Raw genomic sequence first — 24,179 nt, forward strand, 5'->3', positions numbered from 1 at the left:
GGCGTGAAAGCCTATCGTAAAACCCGCCCCATCACCGCATCGAGCTTTGCCAGCAACGCGGGATCACGCACCTCGGGCGCGGTGATCAGCGCCGCATCAAGCACGGTATCGAGCGGGGAGGGCGTCCGCTTCTCCGGCAGTGCCGCGGCGAATGCCGCCACAGCCTGCCGCGCGATGGCCCCATTTGCGCCCATCTGTGCGATTACTTCGCTGACCTCCACATGATGTTCCTCCTCCCGCCAGCAGTCATAATCGGTGACCATCCCAATCAACGCGTAGGGCAGCTCAGCCTCCCGCGCGAGCCTGGCTTCGGGCATTGCCGTCATGCCGATCACGTCGGCGCCCCATTGCCGGTACAACAGGCTTTCCGCACGGCTGGAGAATTGCGGCCCCTCCATGGCGAGATAGGTCGCCCCCTTGGCGACCGTGCCGCCCGCCGCGTTCACGGCTTCGGCGGCAAAGGCGGACAGGCGCGGGCAGACCGGTTCGGCCATCGAGACATGCGCGACCATGCCGGTGCCGAAAAAGCTCGAGGCGCGCGCGACAGTGCGGTCGATGAACTGATCGACCACCACGAAATTGCCCGGCGGCAATTCCTCGCGCAGCGACCCGATCGAGGAAATGGCGAGAATGTCGGTGCAGCCGGCACGCTTGAGCGCGTCGATATTGGCGCGGGCGTTCAGATCGGACGGTGCGATCCGGTGGCCCCTTCCATGACGGGGCAGGAACACCAGCTTGATTCCGCCGATCGATCCGAACAGCAGCTCATCCGATGGGTCGCCCCAGGGAGTCTCGACACGTCGCCACTCGGCATTTTCGAGCGCATCGATCGCGTAAAGGCCCGATCCGCCGATGATTCCGATCGTCCAGTCATCATTCATTCGCCGTTCCTTGGTACCGCCCCTGACGCAAACGCGTCGCGGTGCTCGATCTGCCGTTCCCTGGAGTCTTAACATGCGTTTCGCCGCATTCTTCCCCGTATTTCTTTCTGCCCTGATGCTTTTCCCTGTCGCGGCGCGCGCCGCCGAACCAGTGCTCGGCCGCTGGGTCACGCAAAATCAGAAGGCGGTGGTGCAGATCGAACCATGCGGCGCCGCGATGTGCGGCCGAATCGTCAAGCTGCTACCCAAATCCGATGTCGGCAAGACGATGGACGAACGCAATTCCGATGCGAAGCTGCGCACTCGCCCGCTGGTCGGCCTGCCGATCTTCCTCAACATGAAGGAAGACGATCATGAGTGGCGCGGCCGGCTGTACGATCCGCAATATGGCAATACTTATTCATCGGTGATCAGCCGCAACGCGGATGGAACGCTGCGGGTGAAGGGATGCTTTTTCATCATCTGCAAGACGCAGACCTGGCATCCGGCGAGTTGAGCGCGCGCCGCCGGTTCCTGGGATACGCGTGTCAATCCGATCAAATCACCTGCGTGCCGATGCCATATTGATGCCAGGCGAAGATCGCCGCCGCGCCGCGATAGGGGCGCCATGCCTCGGCAAGATCACGAATCTGCTTTTCGCTCGGGCGCGTCTCATGGCCTAATATTCGTCCGACTTCGATTTGCACGGCCAGGTCGCCAGCCGGCCATATATCGCCACGCCCTTCGGCGAAGAGCAGATAGACTTCCGCCGACCAGCGGCCAATGCCCTTGATTCGGACCAGCGCGGCAACCGCTTCCTCGTCATCGACCGGAAGGTTGGCGAAATCGAGCCGTCCGCTCGTCACTTCATCGGCAAGGCTGCGGGCATAGCTTGCCTTTTGGCGTGACAGGCCCGCTTCGCGCAATTGCTCGTCGCTGGCGCGCGTGATGTTGCCGGGATCGTCGAGGCTGCCGACCAGACCTTCAAGCTTGTTCCACACGCTTTGCGCGGCCTTGGTGCTGACTTGCTGGCCGATGATCGTGCGCAGCAGCGTGGCATAGCCGCGCTCGCGGATGCGCGGCGGGGGATAGCCGACGCGCCCCAGTGCCGCGGCGAAAGCCGGCTCGCTCGCGGCAAGCGCGTCGAGTGCCGTACGAAGCTGATCTGCGCTCAGGCCCATATCATCTTGCCTTGATCGAGGCTGCGTGGCGCGGCATGGCGGATGCCAATATCCGCATAGGAGGGAAGTTGCATGCCAAAGCTTATCGTCGTGACGCGCGAAGGGGAAGAACGCGAAATCGATGGCGAGGCGGGGCTTTCGGTCATGGAAGTCATCCGGGATGCCGGCATCGACGAGATCCTTGCGCTGTGTGGAGGCTGCTGCTCCTGCGCTACCTGCCATGTTCATGTCGATCCGGATTTTGCTGCCAAACTTCCGCCGATGAGCGAGGACGAGAACGACCTGCTCGATTCGTCGAGCGACCGCACCGAGACTTCGCGGCTGTCATGCCAGATCGACTTCACCGACGCGCTGGATGGATTGCGGGTGACCGTCGCGGCGGAGGATTGATCCTCTTCTCCCTTTCCTGCCGGGCGGGAAGGGGGATTATTTCGCGAAGCGCAGCACCGCCATCGGGGCGGTCTTGGACAAGGGTGTGGCTTTCCACACCATTGTCTTGCGCGCGCCGATGGTGGTCGGGCCATCCTCATTATTCTGGCTGACGATTTCCGCGTTGGTGTCGAGCGTGAAGACGCCATCGAGCTTGCTCGACGCCTGGTCGGCGCCGGGCACGTCCATGCCCATATTCTTGCCCGAGCTTTCATTGGCGAAGGCCGGCGCCTTTAGGCGCACGGTGTTGTTCGCGCGCACTTCGACGATGATGAACGGGAAGACCGCCTCGGCATCGACATTATAGGGATAGACGAAGCTGTGGGTCAGCGTGCCGGAGATCTGATAGTCGATGTCGAACTTGCCGTCGCCGCGATAGGTGACCTTGCGATAGCCCGCTTCTTTCGACAGCGCCTCGGCGATCGCCTTGTTCCTGGTCTCGGCCGCAGCTTTTTTCGCGGCTGCCTTGGCCTTCTCGTCGGCCCGGTCGTCGGTTTTCTCGTCCGTCGTTTGGCTGTCCTGCGCTACGATCTTCCACAGTGCGGGTTTCGGCTCGACCTTGTCGCCATCGTCGGAACCCGGTTCTGACGACTCGCTGGACGGCGCGTCATTTGAAAAGGCGCCGCCCATGCCCTTGCCGAATTCATCGCCGATATCGATCGCGATCACTTCACCGACATAGGAGAAGGTGAAGCTGCGATCGGCGTTGATCGTCATCTTCGAGACGAATTTGCCCGGTGCCAGCACGCAGCTGGCCAGCGCCAGCGGCAGAAGGGCGCCGATCACGATGCGCAGCAGACGTCCGACCATGGCAACCCCCGTGACGCTGACCTAACCTCGTGTCGTCACCGCATAGAGTGCGATCGCCGCAGCGTTCGACACGTTCAGGCTCTCCACCTTAGGCGAGATCGGCAAGCGCGCAAGCTCGTCGCAATGCGCCGCAGTGTTCTGCCGCATGCCTTCGCCTTCGGCGCCGAGCACCAGTGCGACGCGGGTTTCGCCCATTGCCTGGGCCAGTGTCTGCGTTGCTTCGCCGGTCAGGCCGACGCGCCAGAACCCGGCTTCCGCCACTTCTTCGAGCGCACGGGCGAGATTGACCACGCGTACCCAGGGCACGATCTCCAGCGCACCCGATGCCGAGCGCGCAATGGTGCCCGATTCCGGCGGTGAATGGCGGTCGGGAGTAATGATGCCGAGCGCATCGAACGCCGCCGCCGAGCGCAGGATCGCGCCGACATTGTGCGGGTCGGTCACCTGGTCGAGAATGACCAGCGGTCGGCGATCGCCAGCCCCCTGATCGAGCAAGTCGCCAAGCCATACATCCTCAAGCGGATCGACTTCCGCGACCAGCCCCTGATGCGGCGCATCGCCCGGCACGAGCCGCGCGAGATCAGCGACATCGGCAAAGGTGATCGGGATCACCGGGGGGATGTCGAGCGAGGCCAGCGCCTCGCGCGTTGCCCATATTTTCCGCACCACGCGTTCGGGGTTGGCGAGCGCGGCGGTGACCGCGTGGCGGCCCCAGAAGCGGGGGCGACCGGCCGGCGCGTGCGAAGGGCGATGTCCTTTGCGTGCCATCATCAATCCTCGTCATCGTTATAAGCAAAGGGATCGGTCACCACCGGCCGAGTCGGGAGCGGCGGCCGGGGCAGCGCCTTGTCCGCATTCGCCGCATTGGCGAGGAACGAGGCAAGGATGATCGATCCCTGGCGCAGATCGTCCGCCTTCAGGTGATCGAATGTATCAACGCTCGAATGATGCGTGCGGCTGCCGTAATCGAGCGGGTCCTGAATGAACTGGAACCCCGGGGCACCGATCGCCTGCATGAAGACATGGTCCGTGCCGCCGGTCTTGGGAATCACGACGCTGGTCGCGCCCATCGAAGAGAAGGGCGCCAGCCAGTCCTTGAAGGTCGAGACCACCGCCGGGTTATTCTCGGCATAGATACCGCGAATTTTCCCCGAGCCATTGTCGAGATTGAAATAGGCGGCAAGGTCGCCATAACCGGGGCGCGGCGTGATCGGCCAGCGGCTCGTCCAGCCATAGAAGCGCTTGAGACCGGTCAGCACCGGGTCGCTCGCCGAACCGCGCGTCGCGAGATGCTGTTCGACATAGGCCAGGCTTCCGAGCAGCCCCTGCTCCTCGCCGACCCACAGGGCGAAGCGGATCGTGCGCTTCGGGCGGATACCGCTCGCCGCCAGGATGCGCGCCGATTCCATGATCATTGCGGTGCCCGCACCATTGTCGCCGGCGCCGTCGCCCGCGACCCAGCTGTCGAGATGCGCGCCGGCCATGACATAACCGGCCTTGGGGTCAGTGCCGGGGATTTCGGCGAAGACGTTATAGGCCTTGGTGTCGCTGTCGTCGAAGCGCACCTCGCTGTTGATCTCCAGCGTTGGCGCGCGGCCGATCTTGGCAAGGCGCGCGAGACGGCGATAATCCTCCGCGGCAATCTCGACGCCGGGCAGCGGCATGGTTTCGCCGACGCCGAACAGATAGCCTTCGCCGTGCACCAGCTTGCCGTCGCGATACGACATGGTGGCATAGGCAAGCGCGCCTTCCGCCTGGAGGAACGCGCCGAGCTTCTTGGTGTAGTCGAGTCGCTTCAGGCGGCGGTCGGCCGCCTCGGGATCAAATTTCGGCTGCTCATATTGATCGAGCTTGCCCAGTTCCTCGGTCGTGTAGCGCTTGAACGGTGCGGTGTCCGGCTCGTTGCCGGTGTTGGGCAGGGTGATCATCACGATCTTGCCCTTCAACTGCCCGCGCCATTTATCGAAATCGCGCTCACGCTTCATTGGCGCGACGAACACCGGCGCGCTGATCGTGCCGTTGGTGCCGGGGGTCCAGGCGATCGGGATCGCGGTAAGTTGAATCGGGCGCGGCGTGACCATGCGCACGCTCGACCGCTCGATCGTCCAGCCGCGGCCGAAGTCGAACCCTTCCTTATGGACGTTCTTCAGGCCCCATTCGGCGAATTTCTTCTGCGTCCAGTCCTCGGCGACGCGCATCGACGGCGAATTGGTCAGGCGCGGGCCGATCTCGTCGGAAAGATAGGCGGCGGTCAGCATCACCTGGCTGCGCGTCGTGCCTTCGTCGATGATCTTGTTGACCTGAGTCTTGTCGACGGTCTGCCCAGCCGCATTCTGTGCGAAAACAGGCGCAGCAATGGCGAGAACGACCGCCGCCGTGGAGAGATAAGAGCGCATGGAGACCCCTTGATAGGCTTTGCCGCGATCAAGCAACAATATTGCGTCACGCTATTCGGTGCTCCGGTTGCGCGCAAGCGTTGACAGGGGCGCAATCGGGCGGCATTGGACCGCCTCGCTTTTGGGCGGCCCAATGGACAGGTGGCCGAGTGGTTAAAGGCAGCAGACTGTAAATCTGCCCGGGTTTCCCGTACGCTGGTTCGAATCCAGCCCTGTCCACCAACTCTACAATCTCACGCATCCGCGGATGGCCCTGAAAACATAGATTTTCAGGGCTTCTCGGGTGAGTCGCGTCCGCGCTCTTCCGCGAGCCATCCGGTCAGCACTCCAGGCCGAGGAAAGGGGCGCCCCTTTGCCGGATCGGGTGTCGCGCGCAATAAATCTGCCAGAGCGGATACGGTTTTTCGCAAACGCTGCGTGTTGCGTTTCAACGGCGCCGGATACGGCCGGTCAAGCCGATGGTGGAGACGGGGCGATGATGGGACAGGTATTCGACCGGCAGCCGATCCCGTCCGGGCGGCGCCATTTTTCGCGCTGTTTCCGCTGATCGTGCAGCACCCAATCCTTCCTGGCGGAATTTGCATGAAGAAGCTGATTTTCCTGTTGCTGATCGTCGCGTCACCGGCGGCGGCCGAGCTGCCCGCCGATTTCGACGCGCGTGTCGAGGCGGTCCGCAAGAGCGCGGGCGTTCCTGGAATGGCAATCGCGATCGTCGAAAAAGGAAAGCCTGTGCTGGTCAAGGGCTATGGCGTGAAACGGCTTGGGTCCGATGATCCGGTGACGCCGAAAACGATCTTTCCGACCGGCTCCACGGGCAAGGCCGTGACCGTTGCCGCACTTGCTACGCTCGTCGATCAGGGCCGGATCGGCTGGGACGACAAGGTCACCGATCACCTGCCGGGCTTCCAGATGTGGGATCCATGGGTGACGCGCGAGATCACGATCCGGGACCTTCTCGTCCATCGCAGCGGTCTGGGACTTGGGGCAGGGGATCTGCTGTTCGTGCCGCGCAGCAATCTGTCGCGCGCCGAAGCCGTCGCGCGGCTTCGCCATATCAAGCCGGCGACGAGTTTTCGCAGCGGCTTCGCCTATGACAATGTGCTCTACATGGTCGCCGGCCAGTTGATCGAGGCGGTGACCGGCAAGACGTGGGAGGCCTATGTGGCGGACCAGATCTTCAAGCCCGCCGGCATGCTCGATTCGACGAGCGAAGATACGAAGCGTTTCGCGACGGCGGATCGCGCTATGCCGCATGCACGCACGAGCGGTGGGCTGCGCGGGGTCGGCGTTCAGGAGGTGCTCGACGAACGCGAGGGGACCGCGAGCAGCGCCGCGCCCGCCGGCGGCCTGGCAGTGAGCGCACGCGACATGGCGAAATGGATTGCTATCCAGCTTTCTCACGGGCGCACCGAGAATGGTGGCACGCTCTACAGCGAAGCGCAGGCGCGTGAGATGTGGACACCGGTCGTGCTGCGCGCCTCGCCGCCGCGCCCCGATTATCTGAAGCTCACACGGCCACTGTTCGACACCTACGCGCTGGGCTGGGGCGTGCAGGATTATCGCGGCGCCAGAGTGATCACGCACGGAGGTGCCGATTTCGGTTTCCAGGCCGTCGTCGTGCTGCTGCCCGAACAGGATGTCGGGTTCGCGATCGAGATCAACAGCGAGGACGACCAGCTTCTCCGCGGTCTGATGTATGAACTGATCGATCATTATCTGGGATATTCGTCCAACGACTGGCCGGGCAAATTTGCGAGGTTCAAGAAGGAGACTGTCGATCGGGAGCTTGCCGGTTATCAGGTCGCTGCGGCGCGTCCGGTGAAGGTCGGGCCCTCTCTTTCGCTCGCGCGGTACGTCGGCACGTTCAACGATCCCTGGTACGGGAATATCGAGGTGACACACGGCAAGGCAGGGCTCTCGATTGATTTCAAATCGACTCCGCGCATGAGCGGCCGGCTCGAACATTGGCAATATGACAGCTTCATCACGCGTTTCGACGATGCGAAGATTGAGCCGGCCTATGTGACATTCGGCCTGGATGCCGATGGCGCGATCGAAGGCATAACGATGAAGCCGGTGTCGCCGCTCGCCGACTTCAGCTACGACTATCAGGATCTCCATTTCACTCCTGTGAGGCGGCCGGCGCCGAATCCGGGAGGGAGTGATGAGCCCGTGGCTGTGGCCGGCCGGTGACACTCCATGGCGCCGGGATGCGCGGCTGCACAAGCCTCCGAATCCGCCGGTCCGGCTGGACAGGGCGACGATAAATGCTTGAACGCCGACAAACCGCTGGCATCCTCGCGTGCGAGGAGGAGGCGGTGGAATGTTCCGACGGGAAGCGCGATGTGCTTCACGAACAGACTCGGATGTTGCGGCTGCACGGACGGTTTCGTGTGGCCCTGCAGCGCTATTTCTCACGCCGGGTCGGCAGCCGGCCCGATGTCGACGATCTAGTTCAAGACGTCTTTGAGCGGCTGATGCGCCGCGGCCCGGTTCGCAATGACGAAGAGGTCGATGCTTATGTGTTCACGACAGCCAACAATGTCCTGATCGACAGTCATCGGCGCAAGCAGGCGCGATGCGAACGGCAGCATCAGCAATTTCTGCCCGATGTACATGGGGATGCAGATTTTTCGTCCGAAGATGTGACGGCAAGCAAGGAGCAGTTGGCGCGTGTATCGACCATTTTGCACGAACTTCCGGAAAGGACGCGCACCATATTCATTCTCCGGCGCCTCGAAAACATGCGCTATGGCGAGATCGCCCGGCATCTGGGGATTTCGCTGAGTACGACCGAGAAGCACATGCAGCGCGCGATGTTGCATGTCTCCAGCCGGATGAATGACGATGACCAGCGCTGAGCAGAGGGATCCGACGCTCGGGATGTCGTGCTCAGAGGCGGCATCCTATTGGTTCGTTCGCCGCGACGGCCGCGAGCTTTCGGATGGCGAGGCCGTGGAGTTCGAGCGCTGGCTACGGGCATCGCCGGCCAATGCTGAAGAACTGGCGCGCATGACGGCAGCCTGGAAATTATACGATGGGCTCGAAGAGAACGAAGGCTTGGCCTCGCTCAGGGCTACCGCCCTCGCACCGCCTCGCCGTCCAGGACAGTGGAAGGTCGCGGCGAGCGGTCTTCTTGCGGCGTCATTGGTCGCCGGGGTGATATTCGGCACGCCAATCATGCGCTCGATCGTGCCGGACGATTCCGCGTCGGCCCCAGCCGCTGCCGCACAGGCGGTGCGCTATGCGACAAGCAAAGGCCAGATGCGGACGGTGACGCTTGGTGACGGAAGCACGGTCACGCTCAATACCGCTTCCGAAATCCTGGTCACGCTGGCGCCGCGGCGCCGGATGATCCGCCTCGTGCGCGGCCAGGCGCTTTTCGAGGTTGCGCATGATGCCGCCCGGCCCTTTGTCGTGGCGGCGTCCGATCGACAGGTCACCGCGCTCGGCACCATCTTCGAGGTCCGTCTGGACACGGATCGGGTGGAGGTCATCCTGATCAAGGGAAAGGTGGCGGTAGATCAGCGGGCGAACGGGCAGTCACGCTCGATACTCCAGCCGGGCCAGGCCCTGGTGGTGGCGCGCGGTATCGCACAGCCGATCGCGAGCATCGACGTGAATGCCAAACTGCAGTGGCGCGAAGGGTTTGTGGAGTTCGCCGACGAACCGCTGGCGCAAGCGGTCAGCGAGATTAATCGCTATTCCGACCGGACGATCGTGCTGCAGGACAAGGAATTGGCTGCGCAGCGGATCAGCGGCGTGTTTCGGACCGGCGATCCCGATCGTTTCGTTGCGATATTAGGGGAACTGGTGCCGATCGAGGCGCAAAGCCGCCCCGATAATATCCTTCTGAAACGCCGCACCGCGCCCGCGCAAGCCGACCCATCAAAATAATTGCGTTTGCCCATACGGGTTTTCGCCGCCGCCGCGTGATGCAAGCCAGAGGTGCCGACCGAGCACCTCGGCAGCCAAGGCGTTGGGGAGGGAAATGATGACGATATTCAGGGCGCGGACCGGGCTCGGGCTGATGGGAGCATTGGCGCTGGCGCCGATCTGCTTGGCAGCCATGCCGGCGGCGGCGCAAGAGGCCGTCCGGCTCAAGCTGCCGCCGCAACCTCTGGCCGAGGCTATTCGGCAGGTCGGGCGCAAGACGCGGACGGAAATCGTCTTCAGCCCGTCGATCGTCGATTCCCGCCGGGTGCCGGCGCTTGATGGAAGTTTCACCACGCAAGAGGCCCTTGACCGGCTGCTCGCGGGAACTGGTCTGGTTGCGCGCCGGACCGCGCAGGGCGCGTTCGTGATCGAACGCCCCCAGACGTCCGCGGGGCCTTCCGGCGGCGAGGCTCTCATGCCCGTCGCAGCCGATGATACAGATATCGTCGTGACCGCGACAAAGCGGCCCGAGGTGGCGCGAAAAATCTCGGGCTCCATTTCCGTCCAGACAGGAGAGCAGCTTGAAAAGCTGGGCGCGCAGGGTCTGGGCGACTATCTTCAACGCATGCCCGGGGTGATTTTTAACGCCGCCAGGCCGGGCGACGGGGCGATCGCGATCCGCGGCATCGCGTCCACGACCGGCAAGGATCAAGGGCAGGCGACGACCGGTATCTTCATCAATGACGTGCCATTGACCGATCCTTCGATTTCGATCGGCACGCCCGACATCGACACATTCGACGTCGCAAACGTGTCGGTTCTACGCGGGCCCCAGGGCACCCTGTTCGGATCAGCATCGCTGGGCGGCGCCGTCAATTATCAGGCCAGCCGGCCCGATCTGGGGCGCACCAGTGCGCGGGTACAGGGAACGCTGTCCGGCACTCAGCACGGCGGGACAGGCGGTGCCGGCAAGGCAATGATCAACGCGCCGATCATCGACGACGTGCTCGGCGTGCGCGGGGTGTTCGTCTACCGGCGGGATGCGGGCTACATCGACAATATCGGAACGGGAAAATCCGATTCGAACACGACGGTGACGAAGGGCGGCCGGCTGCTGGTCAGTTGGAAGCCGGGGCCGCGCACGACGATCAATTATATGTATCTCGAGCAGAAACAGGAAACCGAAGATGTCGGTTTCCAGCAGCCGCTGACCGCGGGCACGCTCCGCAAGTCGACCCTCTTTGACGATCGCGCTACCTTCAGCACGCTGATCCATAATCTGCGACTTGATCAAGATCTCGATTTCGCGACCCTCACCGCGACGGCAACCTATCATCGGAAAAAGTCGTTCCAGCAGGATGATTATACGTCGACATTCTCGGCAGATTTGTTCGGACTCGCGCCGGTCACGTCGGAAGCGCGCGGGCGGAACCGGGGGCAGACCTATGAAATCCGGATTGCTTCGGCCCCGGGGGGCGCCTTCGACTATGTCGTAGGCGCAATGTATGACAGCACGAAAACGGCACTGAACCAGCGGGTCACTGCCACCGGCCTGCAGGCGGTCGTCGACGATCTATTTGGCCCGGGTTCGGGCGCGGTGATCGCCCCGGGCGATCTGTTCATCGGCGGCGAGGTAATAGGCAAGGCGGATGAGAAGGCCTTATTCGGCGAGGCGACCTATCATCTGGACGATCGCCTGAAGGTTACGCTGGGTGGTCGCCTGTTCGACCAGCAACTCAAATTGCACTCGACCCTGACGGGCCTCGCCGCCACTCTGGGCGGGAACCCGGCATCGGGTCTGGGCGGAGGCCAGAAATCTTCGGGGTTCAATCCGAAGGGGTCGATCACCTGGACGCCGGGCAGCGATCTGATGATCTATGCCCTCGCGTCGAAGGGCTTTCGTTTCGGCGGGCCGAACATCATCCCCGGACTCCCCGGCACTAACGTGCCCGCCCAATATAGGAGCGACTCGCTCTGGAATTACGAGCTCGGTGCGAGGATGGATCTGTTCGACCGCAAGCTTCTCCTCGACGTGACGGCATTTTATATCGACTGGAGTGACATCCAGCTCCGGCTCACCTCGGGCCAGCTCAACTATGCGGACAATGCAGGAAGCGCACGAAGCTATGGTGTCGAGGCCAGTGCGACCCTGCGCCCGATCGATGGGGTCTCGCTAACGTCCAGCCTCACCTATTTGAATGCCAAACTTTCCGATTCCTTCGATCCCGATCCCTCAGCGCCTGGGCCCGTCGTGCCGCGCGGCAGCACGCTGCCCGGCGCATCAAAATGGCAGTTGTCCAACGTACTTGGTTACGAGCATCGGGACGCTGCTTCGACATGGTCGTTCCTGCTCTCCCATCGCTATGTTTCGCGCGCGCCGGGAGCATTGGTCGCGGGAGGAGTCCTCTCCGGTGCCGAGCTAGGAGGCTATCACCTGTTCAACCTGCGCGCCGGCGTAAGCGACGACCGATATGGCATCACGCTGTTCGTCGATAATATCGGAGACTCAAGGGGCGTGACGAGCGGTTCCGCCGATCCGCTCGAGCAGTTCATTGTCCGCCCGCGCACATTTGGTGTGACCGTCAATTACCGGATTTGATTGGAGCCGGGCGCCGATCGCCGTCATCGCTTTGGACATCTGCTTGCGGATCCGCCGGACGGCGGCGGCGGCGCTCCCTCAAAGGATATCTAATCATGATGCTATTCAGAAAGATCGATCGATTTGGCGCGCGGGCCCTCCGCTCGGTGACGCAAGGACGACGGCTCGCGCTTGTAGTTGCGGGGGCCGCGTTGTTCGCGGTCGGCAGCCCCGCCGATGCCCGCAAGTCCGGATCAGAGCCGGTGGCGCCGCTCGTCGACCACCATATCCACATCCAGAGCGCCGCCGTTTCCGACCTGATGCGCAAGGCGATGAAAAAAACGCCCGAAAGCTTCCAGGGCATGTCGGAGGACCTGTTTAAGGTGCGCACGGGCGAAGATGCCGTGCACGAACTCGACCGCGCGGGCATCAAACAGGGTGTTCTGCTGTCGACCGGTTACATGTTCGCTTCGCCGATACTCCCGATCGATCCTGCAGAATCCGCGCGGCGCATGCATGAGGAAAATCAATATAATGTCGATGCAGCGCTGGCGTCGCACGGACGGCTGATCGCTTTCGTCGGGATCAATCCATTCGCTGCCAACGCCGCAGAAGAGCTTGCCTATTGGTCTCGCCAACCCGGCGCGGCGGGCGTCAAGCTTCATTTCGGCAACAGCCGGTTCAACTTTGCTTCGACCGAACAGATGGAGAAGCTCGCAGCCTTCTTCCGCGCGGCCAGAGCCGCGAAGATGCCGCTGATCGTGCACAGCCGGACCGACGACGGGTTTACGCCGCAGAATATACACCGCTTTATCGATACAGTGCTTTCCCAGGCCGGCGACCTGCCGATCCAGCTCGCACACGGCGGCGGCTATGGCGGGGTCGACGCTGCAACGCTGGAATCGCTGGCGGCTTATGGGGATGCCATCGCGCGCAAGGCGCCGGGAACCCGAAATCTCGTCTTCGATCTCTCGGCCGTCGTCCAGTATCAGCTTGTCGAGAACGCCGAAGAGCGGGCAAAATATACGCGCCGCTATGTCGCGTTGATGCGCAAGATCGGATTCAATCGGTTTGTGTTGGGAAGCGACTGGCCGGGGCTGCACCCGCCCGCCGAATATTTCGCCATAGAAAGGGTACAACTGCCCGTGAATGCCCGCGAATGGCAGCAGCTTTGCCGAAACCGCGCGCCCTATCTGCTGCCCGCCTGGGCGCGGAAAAAGAACGCCGATTGATCCTCGGGGCGATCCGTCCGAGAGCTTAATCTTTGCGGGCGCAAGCCCCGCGCCCAAAAGGTCCGCTCACGTGCCGGTCGGTTCGGGCGCACCTGATGCAAAGATATGCTCGCCGCCCGGTCGCTGGCCCGACATCTCGATCGGCAGGGTCGGCAGCAGGGTTGTGGTCCCGTCGGGCAATGTCACCGCTTCCAGGCCGTTCGAGGCGCGCAGATGGGGGTCGTCGAACATATCCTCCGGCCGCGCGATCGCCGCGAAGGGCAGGCCCGATCCTTCCAGCCGCGTCAGTATCTCGTCGCGCGTGAACGTCGTGGTGAGGGCGCGGATGCGCGGCAGGATGCGGTAGCGGGCCCGTACGCGGTCATTGTTCGCGCGCAAGGCCGGGTCGACCCACAAATCGGCAAGGTCGAACAGGGCGCAGAATTTCTCCCACTGCGTGTCACTGACTACGCCGATAAAGACGGGGTGATCCTTGGTCTCGAATACATCATAGATCGCCCAGGCCGAAACGCGCGACGGCATCGGCGCGGCGGCGGTGCCGGTCACGGCCTTTTGCGCCATATGCTGGCCGACCAGGTAAACGGTGGTTTCGAACAGCGACGCCAGCACTTTCTGACCACGGCCAGTGCGATGCCGTTCCTCGATCGCCGCCAGGATCGCGATCACGCCGAACATGCCGCCGGTCACGTCGATCACACTCGATCCCGCGCGCAGCGGCTGGCCGGGCGGGCCGGTCATGTAAGCGAGGCCGCCCATCATCTGCGCGACCTCGTCAAGGGCCGTGCGGTTCTCATAGGGGCCGGGCAGGAAACCCTTGAGCGAGCAATAGACCAGACGCGGGTTGTCGGCGGCCAGCGTGTCATAATCCAGGCCAAGCCGGTCAAGCGCGCCGGGGCGGAAATTTTCCACCACGATATCGGCATTGGCGACGAGTTGCTTCGCTTTCGCCAATCCCTCGGACGATTTCAAATCGAGGCACAGGCTGGATTTGTGGCGATTGTACATCGGGAAATAGCCCGCACCCGACCCGATCAGCCGCCGCGTGGGGTCCCCGCCCGGCGGTTCCACCCGGATCACTTCGGCGCCGAGCGCGGCGAGGATCGCGCCGGCTGCGGGGCCCATCACCATATGCGTGAATTCGACGACCGTCAGGCCGGCCAGCGGTGTCGGCGCGGTCATGCCGTGCGCATTCCCAGGCCGAGCGGCAGGCCGGCATCGGGTGTGAAGCCGTACAGCGGTTCGCCGGGCAAGGCCGCTTCGACGATGCCACGCACTTGCATCAGCGCAACGAGGTCGATCCCCGTCCTGTACCCCATTGCTTCAAGCATGAACGCCAGATCCTCCGTTACGATATTGCCCGATGCCCCCGGCGCGAACGGACAGCCGCCCAGGCCGCCGAGCGACGCGTCGAGCGTGGTGATGCCTTCATCCAGCCCGGCGAGCGCGTTGGCGAGGCCGAGGCCGCGGGTATTGTGCAAATGGAGGCTGTTGAGCCGATCCGCGCCGACCGCAGCCTTCACCTTGCGCACCAGCCGCCGCACCTGTGCGGGGTCGGCATAGCCGGTCGTGTCCGATAGCCCCACTTCGACCGCCCCCGCCTCGATCGCGGCGACGGCAAGGCGCACCACCGTATCCTCCGGTACGAAGCCCTCGATCGTGCAGCCGAACGCGGTGGACAGGCCGACCTCGAAATGCGGCGGCACTTCTTCCTGCGCCACGCGCGCGGCGATCGCGGCGATTTCCGCGACCATTGCCGCATGATCCTTGCGGACATTCTTCAGGCTGTGCGTCTCGGACATCGAAAAGGGGAGGGAAAGCTTGTGCGCGCCGGCCGCAATGGCGCGTTCGGCGCCCTTCAGATTGGGCACCAGCACCGCCACGGCCAGGCCGGGAATCGTGCGGGCGAACGCGACCAGTTCGGCGGTGTCGGCCATTTGCGGCAACAGCGACGCGGGCACGAAACTGCCCACTTCGATTTCGCGCACCCCGGCGGCGGCTTCGGCCGCGATCCAGGCTTTCTTCGCGTCGAGCGGCATGACCCGGTCGATCGATTGCAAGCCGTCGCGCGGGCCGACCTCACTGATCAGGATAGGGTTCATGATATGCTTTCCAGATAGACCCAGGGTCGCGCGATGCGATCGGCGGCGTGGAAGGCGGCGATCGCATCGCCCTGCCGCAAGGTGCGATCGATCGCGTCGAGCCCTTCAGTCAGAATAACCTTGGTTTCGGGATCGATGTCGAACGAGACGGTAATCGTGCCTGAAACCAGAGTCTGCGTCGGCAAGTCGATTGCGGCCGGCGCACCCGCATCGGCGATGGCCAGGATGGTCGCGGCATCGAGCACCACGGGGATGATGCCATTGGACACGCAATTTCCCCGGAAGATCGGGGCAAAGCTTGGTGCGACGATGGCGCGGACACCATATTCGCCCAGCGCCCATACGGCGTGTTCGCGGCTCGACCCGCAGCCGAAATTCGCTCCCGCCAGCAGGATCGGGGCGTGAGCGAAGCGGGGGTCGTTGAGGATGAACGAAGGATCGGGCATGCGGCTGCCCGCCGCCAGATAGCGCCAGTCGGCAAACAGGCCCTCGGCAAGGCCGGTCTTGGCGACGCCCTTGATCTCCCGCGACGGGATGATGGCGTCGGTATCGACATTGGCGCGCAACAGCGGCGCGGCGACACCGACGATGTGCCGAACGGGCGCGAAACCTGCCATCAGAGCGCCTCCACCCTGGCGATCACGCGGGGATCGGCAATGGCGCCAGCGATTGCGCTTGCCGCGACCATCTCCGGACTGGCGATATGCGTCCGAATACCTGGACCTTGTCGCCCCTCGAAATTGCGATTGGTCGATGAGATCACCCGCGATCCCGGCGCAAAACCGTCGCCGCCGGCATAGAAACACAGCGAACAGCCGCTCATGCGCCATTCGAACCCGGCGGCGGTGAAGATACGATCGAGCCCCTCGGCCTCTGCCGCGCGCCGAACTGCCGATGATCCCGGCACGACGATCGCCGTCACGCCCGGCGCCACCCGGCGGCCGTCGAGAATCGCGGCCGCGCGCCGCAAGTCGGACAAGCGACTATTGGTGCAGCTGCCGATAAAGGCCGCGTCGATCGGAATGCCGCGTAACGGCTGACCGGCGTCGAGCGCCATATAATCGAGTGCGCGCGCATGGCTTTCAGCGTCGCCGATACGTGCCGGTGGAACGACGGCGGAGATCGGGACCGAGCTTTGCGGACTGGTGCCCCAGCTGACCATTGGTTCGATCGAGCTTGCGTCGATCGCGATCTCACGATCGAAGCGCGCGCCCGGCTCGGTCGCGAGCGTGCGCCAGGTCGCCAGCGCTGCTTCCCACGCGGCACCGCGGGGCGCGAAACGGCGGCCGTCGAGATAGGCGAACACCGCTTCGTCGGGCGCGACGAACCCGGTCACCGCGGAGAATTCGGTGGCCATGTTGCACAGGGTCAGACGGCCCTCGATATCGAGCGCGCGTACCGCTTCTCCCGCGAATTCGATCGCATGGCCCTTGCCGCCGCCCGCGCCATGGGTGGCGATCAGGGCAAGGGCCATGTCCTTCGCCGTCACGCCCGGTGCGAGCCGGCCGTCGAACGTCACGCGCATCGCCTTGGGCTTCGACATGCGTAGCGTGCCCGTCGCCATGGCATGCTCCGCCTCGGTCGAACCGATGCCCCAGGCGAGCGCGCCCAGCGCGCCCTGGCTGCAACTATGGCTGTCCGGACAGACCAAAGTGACGCCGGGCAGGACGATGGCGAGCTCGGGCGAGATGACATGGACGATCCCCTGATCGGGGTCCTGAACATCGAACAGCCGGATGCCAGCCTTGCGCGTTTCCTCGCGGGTTGCGTCGAGAAAGACATCGCCGCCCGGCACGCGCGATCCCGTGCGCCCCGGCAACGTATCGACGATATGGTCGGTGACCGCGAAGACCCGGCCGGGATCGAGTACATGGCGGCCCGAGGCCGCCAGCGACCGCAGCGCGATCGATCCGGTCCGCTCATGCAGGAAGATCCGGTCGATCGCGATCAGATCTTCACCCGCACTCAATGACGCCACGACATGCGCGTCCCACAATTTGGTCAAGAGAGTGCGCGGATTTGTCATAACTCTATGTCTAATGTCCTACGCGTCATATACGGGAAATTCAATCTCTTCGGCCCCGGCGGGTCGATCAATAGACGATGTTTTTCGCCGCAAGGCGAGCGTGCAGCGCGGCGTCGACCGCATCCTCGTGCGCGCGGCGCAATTGGACGATCGAAGCAAGCGGCGCTTCGACATAATGGAACATGCGCCAGCCCTCCGGCTTGCGACGCATCGCGGTAGTGATCCTGACCGGGCCGCCGAACGGCTTCGGGTAAAGGCGCGAGCCGGGAATATAGGTGCTCCAGTTCGCGTCGAACAACGCGATGGCAAGCCCTGGCGCGGCTTCTTTTACCGTCAGGTTCCGCCAGGTCACCAGCCGTTCGGATTTCGAGCGGTCGACATTCCAATACCCGAGCACCGCATCCCAGCCGATATGCGGATCGCATTCTTCGGCGAGATAGATCGGCACTGCCTCGTCTTCGTCCCATAGGGCCGTCATCGCGGGCACGTCATAGCGATTCCATGCCTCGAAATAGGCGTCGAGATAGTCGGTGATGGCCTGATCGATCGACATGGTCACGCTCCCTGCTGCATGCCGAGCTTGCGCAGCGTCAGGGGGCGACGCGGGATGCTGACGGCCTTTTGGCGGGTGTAGAATGCCTCTCCGGCGCGGCCGCCTTCGGCCCCGACGCCTGAATCGCGATAGCCGCCAAAGGGCGCGCGCAATTCCCGCATCATCGGCGTGTTGCACCAGACGATGCCGCTCGACAGCCGGTCCTGCGCTTCCATGACCGTCGCGATATCCTGCGACCAGACATAGCTGACCAGGCCGAAGCGCGTGCCGTTGGCGAGCGCATAGGCTTCCTCGGCGGTGTCGAAGACGGTCACCGCGGCGAAGGGGCCGAAAATCTCTTCCTGGCAGATGCGGTCGTCGATGCTGTCGACCGCGACCACGGTTGGTTCGATATAATTGCCGCGCTCGAAACCGGGCGCGCGGCGGCCACCCGTCAGGATGTGCACGCCCGGGCGTTCGGTGACCGGCACGAAGCCGAGCACATGATCGAGATGACGGCGCGAGGCGAGGGGGCCGATCTCCGTACCGGCCTCGAGCGGGTGGCCGATGCGCAGCGCCTTGGTACGCGCGATGAACGCTTCGACGAAGCGTCCGGCTATGCCGCGCTGGACCAGGATGCGCGATCCGGCCAGGCATTGCTGGCCATTAGTGGTGAAGATGCTGAGCAAGGCGGCGTCGAGCGCCTGATCGAAGTCCGCCGTGTCGAAGATGATGTTGGCCGACTTGCCACCCAGTTCCATCGTTGCCGGCTTCAGGCCAGCGCCCGCCGCCGCCATGATCGCGCGCCCGGTCGCGGTGCCGCCGGTGAACGAGACGAGATCGACATCGTCATGCCGGACGAGCTGGTCGCCGGTGGTCGCGCCGCGCCCGTTGAGCAGATTGACGACGCCCGCCGGCACGCCGGCCTTTTGCAGCAACTCGACGAGCAGATTGACGCCCAGCGGCGCCTGTTCGGCGGGCTTGATCACGCAGGAATTGCCGAAAGCGATCGCCGAGGCGATCTTCATCGAACCGAGTGCGATCGGCGCGTTCCAGGGCGAGATCAAGGCCGCGACGCCGACCGGCTCGCGGCGGACGAAGGTCAGATAATTTGGATCCTGCTCATAGAGTTCAGCGGTCGCCTGGCCGATATAATCAGCGAAGAAACGGAAATTATACGCCGATCGCGCCACCTGGCGATCGCGCACCTGCCCGATCGGGATGCCGGTATTGGCGCATTCCAGCGCGGCCAGCTCATCGGTCGCGCCATCGATCGCGTCGGCGCATGCGCGCAGCACGGCCTGGCGGCTTTCCACATCCATGCGGCGCCATGGTCCGGTTTCGAACGCGCGCCGTGCCGAGGCGACGGCGCGATCGACCAGCGCCGGTTCCGCCTCGGCGATTTCGACGATCGTCTCTTCGCTGGCGGGATCGATCACCGGAATCGGCGCGCCTGCTGCGGTCGGGATGATCTTGCCGTCGATGATGGCGCTGATGGCTGAGGTCATGACGAAGATCCTTCGGTTGCGGCACGACAGCGTGCGCGCCAGTCGGGGAGGGGTAGGCCAAGCTGGTCGAGCAGGGCCTCGGCCAAAGCGAGATTGGACGAGATGATCGGGGGCAGATTCGGCGGCGGGTCGGCGAGTAGCGGCAGGGACGGCATGCCCGAGCCGGTGATGAGAATCGCATCGACCGCAAGATCGCCCAGGCTGAGCAGCGCGGCGCGCGCGTCTTCACTGTCGAGCGCATAGATGCCGCGCGTGTCATGACCGGCGATGGCGACCGATCCGATGCCGGCCGGCGCAAACCCTTGCCGGGTCCAGTACGCGCTGGCGGCCGTGCCCAGCGCCGGCGGGTAAGGCGAGACCAGCGCGATGCGGCGTGCGCCGAGCGCGCGCAATTTCCAGGCGATGGCGGCGGCGGCGGTGATGACGGGATAACCGAAACGCGCCTGTGCGGCGGCAATGATTTCCGCCTCCCGCGCCGGTTCGATCAGATAGGAGGCGGCCGTGCAGGCAAAGCCGAAAACATGCGGCCGAAGCGTATCGAACAGGGTCAGCGCATCGTCGAGTCGCTCGATATAGGCGCGCAATCGGTCCTCGGATGCGGCGGCGTCGCTGGTCAGGCGCGTGGTGACGCGCGTCACGGTGGGCGGCAACAGAATGGCCATTTCCGCCTCGACCGTCGGATTGGCTTGCGGCGTACCGATTCCGATCATGCCATGGCGGCCATAGCCGTGCGCGCTGGTCATGCGATGGTGGCCGCTTGGCGCAAGCCCGCGATCATCGAGCTTTTCAGCAAATGCTCACGGCATGCGACGGGGTCGTCTGCGATACGGCGCAGATCGGCGAGCATCTCGCGCCGCCTGGCGATGTCGCGCTCCTGCATGCGCGCACGGTTGCGGTCGGACTGCCCCAGTATCTCCGCTTCGGCCACCGGACGGCGGCGGCGCGTGTAACGATCCAGGATCGCGTCGTCAGTGCCGTGCCAGACCTGGGCGAGCGTATCGACCAGTTCGAACGCGTCATGGATGCCGCCGTTCATGCCCATTCCGCCCGAGGGTGAATTGACATGCGCGGCATCGCCGGCGAGCAGTACGCGACCGGCGCGATAGCTGTCGACGATGCGCATGTGAATCCGATAGGCGCGGGTCTCCAGCACCTCGTAATCGGTGTCGCGCGGTACGATCGCCTGCAGCTTGCGCTGGATGCTCTCCGGCCTGAGCCCGTCCTCGATCGACTCGCCCTCATCCGGGTAAAGGCTGCAGCGCCACAGGTCGGGCAACCGCAACAGGCTGAACGTGCCTTTCGCCTTCCACACATAATTGACGTTTGACAGGCCAGGCAGATGCTCCTCGAACGGGAAGCGCGTCGTGCCGAGAATCGTCGTTTCCGGATAGGTCTTGCCTTCGAAGACAAAGCCCAGGCCGCGCCGGGCCACGCTGCGCGACCCGTCCGCGCCGATCAGGTAGCGGCCCGCGACACTTATCGATTCGCCTTTCTCGCGGAAGGTCACCGTGACGCTGTCGGCATGCTGCGCGATCGCCTCGACTCGCGCGCCCATCCGGACTTCGCCCCTGGCTTCGGCCAGGACCTGGTCGAGCAACAGGCGGCACAGCTTCGATTGCTCGCATTGCAGGCGATAGGGATGGCGCGTGTCGGCGGCGATCGCGGCGAGATCGAACACCGCGCGCTCGCCGGTTTCGTGCATGCGGATTTGCCAGGTCGGGCTGATCAGGCCCATCGCGATCAACGGCGCGGCAATGCCCTGATCGTCAAGCAGGTCGAGCGTCGGCGGGTGGAAGGTCGAGGCGCGCAGATCCTCGGCCAGTTGCTCCTCGGCTTCCAGCAGCAGGAACGGGATGTTACGGCGGCCGAGCAGCAACGCCGCGACCAGCCCGACCGGCCCCGCCCCGGCAATAATGACCCTGTTTCGATCCGTGCTTGACACCAAGCCGCTCCCCGTCGATGATTTGTCCTAGATGTATGGCAAATGAGATCGACGCAACGTCTTTTTTCGCTCTTTGCGTTGTGAGCCCATCCGGACGGGGATACCGTGGCGGATCGTTTGAGGAGATCGACGGTGACGATCCAGACCAGGGTGCCCGGCAATGTGCCGGAAACGATTCCGGATATCGAGGCGCTTGCCGCGCCGACGCATGACGAAATCGGGCGCCAGCGCTTCTGCAGCGCGCTGCGTCGCCACGCTATCCAGGACCTGGCGGGCGCGCTGGAACGCGATTTCCAGGACCGTATCCGTCCCGCCGCGGAGGCCAGGGGAAGCGATTTTGCGGACTGGCGCGCGATCGATCGCGCGATGGCCGGGGAAACGTCTTACCGCTTTTACAGCAGCGTGCGGTACAATGCGCAGGAAATGTGCTTCCTGTCGGTGCAGCCGCAAGTCGAGCGAGCGCTGCCGGCGATGATCGAGGTTGCGCGCGACGCGGCCGAATTCAGCCCGGCGGGCGGCTCTCTACGGCTTGACCCCGCGCTGCCCGCACCGCGTTATGTCGATGCGCTCGATGTCCATCTGATGCCGGGCTGTTTCCATTCCGAATTCGTGGCGGACGACGTCGCGCAGGGCGCGGTCGCCAGCCTGGGTTCGCGAGTCTTCACCGCCAATCAGAGTCATCGCAGCTGGGGTGGTGTCGCCCGGGTGATCTCACGCTGGCTGAAGGCCGAACATCCCACGGCGGTGCCGAAGCGGATGCTCGATATCGGCACCAGCTCGGGCAAGAATCTGCTGCCTTATGTCCAGGCCTTTCCCGGGCTGGAGGCGCATGGCGTCGACGTCTCGGCGCCGTTACTGCGCTATGGTCATGCCTTTGCCGAGCATGAGCGCGTGCCGCTGCATTTCAGCCAGCAGAATGCCGAGGCGCTGGATTTCCCCGATGGTCATTTCGACCTGATCGTCTCGAGCTTCTTCTTCCACGAAATTCCGGTCAAGGTGGCGCGCCGCGTGCTGGCGGAATGCCACCGGCTGCTCGCGCCGGGCGGCATCATGGTCCATCAGGAGCTGCCCGCATCGCATCTTGTCGATGCGTATGAAGATTATTTCTGGAACTGGGACACGCTCAACAATAACGAGCCGTCCTATACCGCCTGGCGGGCGGAGGATCACGTCGCATTGTGCGTCGCGGCCGGCTTCGATCCCACCATGTCGTTCGCGCAAATCCTGCCGGACATCGGCGCCTTTCCCGATCGGGGCACGGCATTCACCTGGGATGAACCGGGGCGGCCGATGCATGGCCGTGGCGGTTGGTATGTATTTGGCAGCCGCAAGGCTTAGCGATCAGCAGAGGAATTGCGGTGGAGCAGCAGAAGCACTCGATTGGGTATCAATGGTATGTCGTCATATTATTGCTGCTGGTCTATATCCTGTCCTATTTCGACCGATATATTCTCACGCTCGTCATCGAACCGATCAAGCATTCGCTGCAGTTGAATGATTTCCAGGTCGGGCTGTTGCTCGGCCCGGCCTTTTCGCTGTTCAACGTGCTGATGGGCATCCCGCTCGGCTGGTATGCCGATCGGGCGAGCCGGAAATGGATTCTGATCGGCGGCATCGTTTTCTGGTGCGCGATGACCACCGCGAGCGGTTTCGCGATGAGCTTTGCCGTGCTGCTATTGCTTCGCCTCGGCCTGGGGTTGGGTGAAGCCGTGGTCAGCCCCGCCTCGATCTCGATGATCAGCGATTATTTCGACCGCCGCCGCCGTGGCCGTGCCATCAGCATCTATATGGCCGGTCCCTATCTCGGCGCTGGCCTGGCCTTTCTGGTCGGCGGCAATCTGGTCGGCTGGCTGACATCGATGGGACATACCCATTTCCTCGGCGTCGGACCGTTCGAGGTGTGGCAGATGGCGTTCTTCCTGGTCGGTATTCCCGGATTCATCTTCGCGGCTTTGATGCTGACGATACGCGAACCGGCCCGCACCGAGCGCGTTGCCAAGGAGGGCGCCGCGCCGCAGATCAGCGCCTTTCGCTATATCCTGCAGCGTTGGCGCGGCTTTGGCGCATTGTTCGTCGGCGCGACCTGCAATTTCGCGATGAGCACGCTGACCTTCTGGAATATCCCGTTGTTCCAGCGCGTCTGGGGCTGGGACATCCCGACCATCGGCACCGTCACCGGGCTGTTCTACTTCACTGCCGGACCGATCGGGACGGCGATCGCGGTCTGGATGACGCGCCATCTCCTCCGTACGCATGCCGACGCCGCGATGCGCGTGCTGTTGCTCGGTCTGGCGATTGGCATACCGATGAGTGCGCTCTATCCGGTGATGCCGACCGCCAGCCTGGCGGTGACGGCGATGTTCATCGCCTTTGTCGGTAAATCGATCGCGACCGCCGGTGGTCCTTCGGCGCTGGCGCTGGTCACGCCCGGCGATATTCGCAGTCAGTCGGTGGCGATCTTCAATACCGTGATCACGCTGGTCGGGCCGTTGCTCGGCCCGCCGATCATCGGTTGGGCGACCGATTATAGTGGCGATCCCCGGTCGATCGGCATGGTGCTGAGCCTGTTCGTGATCTGCATCGGCATTCCCTCGATCCTGTTCGTGGTCCTCGGCATGAAACATTACCGGCAAGCACTGGTCGAGATGGAGGAAAGCCTGGCCGTGCCCGACGCGCTGTCCGCTCCGGCGACGGCATGACCAGGGACCGA

General features: G+C 63.9%; 22 protein-coding genes and 1 tRNA gene. 10 read left to right on the forward strand and 13 right to left on the reverse strand.

Annotated features, from left to right (window positions below; translation table 11 throughout):
- Positions 1–11: 11 nt before the first annotated feature.
- Positions 12–881: an S-methyl-5'-thioadenosine phosphorylase gene (locus OO12_RS04595; RefSeq protein WP_034157453.1), complete on the reverse strand. Its 870-nt coding sequence runs from the start codon at positions 879–881 to the stop codon at positions 12–14.
- Between the two features lie 115 nt (positions 882–996).
- Here OO12_RS04595 and OO12_RS04600 point away from each other — a divergent pair, with 115 nt between their 5' ends.
- Positions 997–1,377, forward strand: a complete 381-nt coding sequence (locus OO12_RS04600; protein WP_152616280.1) for a DUF2147 domain-containing protein — start codon at positions 997–999, stop codon at positions 1,375–1,377.
- A 40-nt stretch (positions 1,378–1,417) separates the two neighbouring features.
- Here OO12_RS04600 and OO12_RS04605 read toward each other — a convergent pair whose 3' ends face one another.
- Positions 1,418–2,041, reverse strand: coding sequence for a DNA-3-methyladenine glycosylase family protein (locus OO12_RS04605; protein ID WP_034157455.1), 624 nt, complete (start codon positions 2,039–2,041; stop codon positions 1,418–1,420).
- 72 nt (positions 2,042–2,113) lie between these two features.
- Here OO12_RS04605 and OO12_RS04610 point away from each other — a divergent pair, with 72 nt between their 5' ends.
- Entirely contained in the window at positions 2,114–2,431 is a 318-nt protein-coding gene (locus tag OO12_RS04610; RefSeq protein ID WP_034157456.1) for a 2Fe-2S iron-sulfur cluster-binding protein, read from the forward strand.
- Between the two features lie 36 nt (positions 2,432–2,467).
- On the opposite strand, the gene OO12_RS04615 is transcribed toward OO12_RS04610, so the two are convergent.
- From OO12_RS04615 to OO12_RS04625, 3 genes are read right to left on the reverse strand one after another with little or no spacing between them, the layout of a single operon-like run.
- Positions 2,468–3,280: a hypothetical protein gene (locus tag OO12_RS04615; RefSeq protein WP_034157457.1), complete on the reverse strand. Its 813-nt coding sequence runs from the start codon at positions 3,278–3,280 to the stop codon at positions 2,468–2,470.
- A 21-nt stretch (positions 3,281–3,301) separates the two neighbouring features.
- On the reverse strand, positions 3,302–4,048 hold the full coding sequence (gene rlmB / locus OO12_RS04620) for a 23S rRNA (guanosine(2251)-2'-O)-methyltransferase RlmB (protein WP_034157458.1): 747 nt from the start codon (positions 4,046–4,048) through the stop codon (positions 3,302–3,304).
- Positions 4,049–4,050: 2 nt separating this feature from the next.
- The gene (locus OO12_RS04625) at positions 4,051–5,676 is read right to left on the reverse strand and encodes a M20/M25/M40 family metallo-hydrolase (RefSeq protein ID WP_034157459.1); all 1,626 of its coding nucleotides are present in this window, start codon (positions 5,674–5,676) and stop codon (positions 4,051–4,053) included.
- 135 nt (positions 5,677–5,811) lie between these two features.
- Here OO12_RS04625 and OO12_RS04630 point away from each other — a divergent pair.
- From OO12_RS04630 to OO12_RS04655, 6 genes are all read left to right on the forward strand, one after another.
- Positions 5,812–5,898, forward strand: a tRNA-Tyr gene (locus OO12_RS04630).
- Positions 5,899–6,258: 360 nt separating this feature from the next.
- Positions 6,259–7,869 carry a serine hydrolase gene (locus tag OO12_RS04635; protein ID WP_034157460.1) on the forward strand — a complete coding sequence of 537 codons (1,611 nt, stop codon included), beginning with the start codon at positions 6,259–6,261 and terminating at the stop codon, positions 7,867–7,869.
- Between the two features lie 74 nt (positions 7,870–7,943).
- Positions 7,944–8,537: an RNA polymerase sigma factor gene (locus tag OO12_RS04640; protein ID WP_082006340.1), complete on the forward strand. Its 594-nt coding sequence runs from the start codon at positions 7,944–7,946 to the stop codon at positions 8,535–8,537.
- Positions 8,524–9,573 (forward strand): FecR family protein, encoded by a 1,050-nt coding sequence (locus OO12_RS04645; RefSeq protein ID WP_160296741.1) that lies wholly within the window; start codon positions 8,524–8,526, stop codon positions 9,571–9,573. Before OO12_RS04640 ends, OO12_RS04645 begins: the two co-directional genes overlap by 14 nt.
- Before the next feature lie 97 nt (positions 9,574–9,670).
- Positions 9,671–12,151, forward strand: coding sequence for a TonB-dependent receptor domain-containing protein (locus OO12_RS04650; RefSeq protein WP_152616269.1), 2,481 nt, complete (start codon positions 9,671–9,673; stop codon positions 12,149–12,151).
- A gap of 191 nt (positions 12,152–12,342) precedes the next feature.
- On the forward strand, positions 12,343–13,362 hold the full coding sequence (locus OO12_RS04655; protein WP_160296742.1) for an amidohydrolase family protein: 1,020 nt from the start codon (positions 12,343–12,345) through the stop codon (positions 13,360–13,362).
- A 66-nt stretch (positions 13,363–13,428) separates the two neighbouring features.
- Here OO12_RS04655 and OO12_RS04660 read toward each other — a convergent pair whose 3' ends face one another.
- The 8 genes from OO12_RS04660 to OO12_RS04695 all read right to left on the reverse strand — a co-directional run bounded on the left by OO12_RS04660 (position 13,429) and on the right by OO12_RS04695 (position 21,469).
- Entirely contained in the window at positions 13,429–14,541 is a 1,113-nt protein-coding gene (locus tag OO12_RS04660) for a CaiB/BaiF CoA transferase family protein (RefSeq protein WP_082006341.1), read from the reverse strand.
- Positions 14,538–15,461: a hydroxymethylglutaryl-CoA lyase gene (locus OO12_RS04665; RefSeq protein WP_034157463.1), complete on the reverse strand. Its 924-nt coding sequence runs from the start codon at positions 15,459–15,461 to the stop codon at positions 14,538–14,540. The genes OO12_RS04660 and OO12_RS04665 overlap by 4 nt, the downstream gene beginning before the upstream one ends.
- Positions 15,458–16,078, reverse strand: a complete 621-nt coding sequence (gene leuD, locus OO12_RS04670; protein ID WP_034157464.1) for a 3-isopropylmalate dehydratase small subunit — start codon at positions 16,076–16,078, stop codon at positions 15,458–15,460. Before leuD ends, OO12_RS04665 begins: the two co-directional genes overlap by 4 nt.
- A complete protein-coding gene (locus tag OO12_RS04675) occupies positions 16,078–17,487 on the reverse strand; it encodes a 3-isopropylmalate dehydratase large subunit (RefSeq protein ID WP_034157465.1) in 1,410 nt (469 codons plus the stop codon). The genes leuD and OO12_RS04675 overlap by 1 nt, the downstream gene beginning before the upstream one ends.
- A 67-nt stretch (positions 17,488–17,554) precedes the next feature.
- Positions 17,555–18,040 (reverse strand): nuclear transport factor 2 family protein, encoded by a 486-nt coding sequence (locus OO12_RS04680; protein ID WP_034157466.1) that lies wholly within the window; start codon positions 18,038–18,040, stop codon positions 17,555–17,557.
- A 2-nt stretch (positions 18,041–18,042) separates the two neighbouring features.
- Positions 18,043–19,527 (reverse strand): aldehyde dehydrogenase, encoded by a 1,485-nt coding sequence (locus tag OO12_RS04685; RefSeq protein WP_034157467.1) that lies wholly within the window; start codon positions 19,525–19,527, stop codon positions 18,043–18,045.
- The gene (locus tag OO12_RS04690) at positions 19,524–20,270 is read right to left on the reverse strand and encodes a maleate cis-trans isomerase family protein (RefSeq protein ID WP_034157468.1); all 747 of its coding nucleotides are present in this window, start codon (positions 20,268–20,270) and stop codon (positions 19,524–19,526) included. The genes OO12_RS04685 and OO12_RS04690 overlap by 4 nt, the downstream gene beginning before the upstream one ends.
- Positions 20,267–21,469 (reverse strand): FAD-dependent oxidoreductase, encoded by a 1,203-nt coding sequence (locus OO12_RS04695; RefSeq protein ID WP_034157595.1) that lies wholly within the window; start codon positions 21,467–21,469, stop codon positions 20,267–20,269. The genes OO12_RS04690 and OO12_RS04695 overlap by 4 nt, the downstream gene beginning before the upstream one ends.
- A gap of 132 nt (positions 21,470–21,601) precedes the next feature.
- On the opposite strand from OO12_RS04695, the gene OO12_RS04700 reads away from it, so the two are divergent.
- Together OO12_RS04700 and OO12_RS04705 are read left to right on the forward strand one after the other, a co-directional pair.
- Positions 21,602–22,807, forward strand: a complete 1,206-nt coding sequence (locus tag OO12_RS04700; protein WP_052215541.1) for a class I SAM-dependent methyltransferase — start codon at positions 21,602–21,604, stop codon at positions 22,805–22,807.
- A 20-nt stretch (positions 22,808–22,827) separates the two neighbouring features.
- Positions 22,828–24,168: an MFS transporter gene (locus OO12_RS04705; protein ID WP_034157469.1), complete on the forward strand. Its 1,341-nt coding sequence runs from the start codon at positions 22,828–22,830 to the stop codon at positions 24,166–24,168.
- Positions 24,169–24,179 lie beyond the last annotated feature (11 nt).

Origin of the sequence: Sphingomonas sp. ERG5 (assembly GCF_000803065.1) — a bacterium.
Lineage (GTDB): Bacteria > Pseudomonadota > Alphaproteobacteria > Sphingomonadales > Sphingomonadaceae > Sphingomonas.